The sequence below is a fragment of the Mycobacterium sp. KBS0706 genome, assembly GCF_005938675.2.
Taxonomy (GTDB): Bacteria; Pseudomonadota; Alphaproteobacteria; order DSM-16000; family Inquilinaceae; genus Inquilinus.
Window position 1 is genome coordinate 1 of record NZ_VCCH02000291.1, and the last position, 1,036, is coordinate 1,036.

Here is a 1,036-nt window from a genome sequence, read left to right on the forward strand (position 1 = left end):
GCGCATACAGGGCCGGCCGGCAGCTCGCCATGAGCGGTATCGAGCAGGACAAAGGCGATGCCGGTCGCGATGGCGCGCCGACAGAAGGCGCACTGCGATGCCTCGACAAAGTCTCTGCGCAAGATGCGCAGAGAATGGTCCGGCAAAGCGTCGAGATAAGGTTTAGGCAGCATCTCCGGAATCCTCGATGACCTCGCCGCCCGGCGCAACCTGAACCGTCCATGTCAGTGTCCTCCTTCGGCGTGGCCGTCGGCCGGCGATCTCGGTCGCCGGCCCGGCGGTGAATCGGGTCCGATGCGATTGGGCGACCGCGGGCTTGGCAACTTGTGCGTCCGCCGCGGCTGGGGCTGAGGTCGCAGATTGGCCTCGGAGACGCGCACCCCCGCGCGGGCGCTCGGATCCTCCGCCTCTCCCAGTCCGCAGTTTTAGAGCGGCGCCAATGCGCAGCCCAGGAGCGGCGCCGGAATGCCCAGGTGTTCCCCGCCCCTCTGCAGCGCGCTGCGGCTGAACGGATTGACCGTGTTCGCCCCTGGGAGATCGGGCGGCGGCGACGGCATTTGCGACCCGTATTCTATCACGGCGGAGAACCGAATTCTGGCGCTCTTAAGAGCAAAAGCTAAGTCTGCGCCCTCGCTGATCCAATGCCCGATAAGGGGCTTATCGGGCATTGAGGCTTCCGCAGCGGGCGGCGGGCGGGTAGGATCGGTCGCGCCGCCAGCTGCAGGTGCCCTGTGCCGTTCGCCGTCACCCTCGATCTCGATCCGCTCAGCGCCGCCGCCCTGACGCCGATGATCGACGCCGTCGAGCGGGCCGACCCGAAGGCGATGACGCCGCGCCGGGCCCCGGTCGACCCGCATCTCTCGCTCGCCGTGTACGATCGCCTCGATGCAGCGGCGATGACCCCAGCACTGCAGCGTTTCGCCGCCCTCCAACCGGCTTGCGACATCCAGCTGTCCAGCCTCGGCCTGTTTCCGGGGTCGCCCTCCGTGCTGTTCGCCGCCCCGGTGGTCTCGGCCGATCTGCTCGATCTGCACGT

The 1,036-nt window shown here is 68.1% G+C and carries 1 protein-coding gene; it reads left to right on the forward strand.

Annotated elements, in window-relative coordinates:
* Positions 1-731: 731 nt before the first annotated feature.
* The coding region (locus FFK22_RS41880) for a 2'-5' RNA ligase family protein (protein WP_143957011.1) at positions 732-1,036 on the forward strand (305 nt) is incomplete at its 3' end.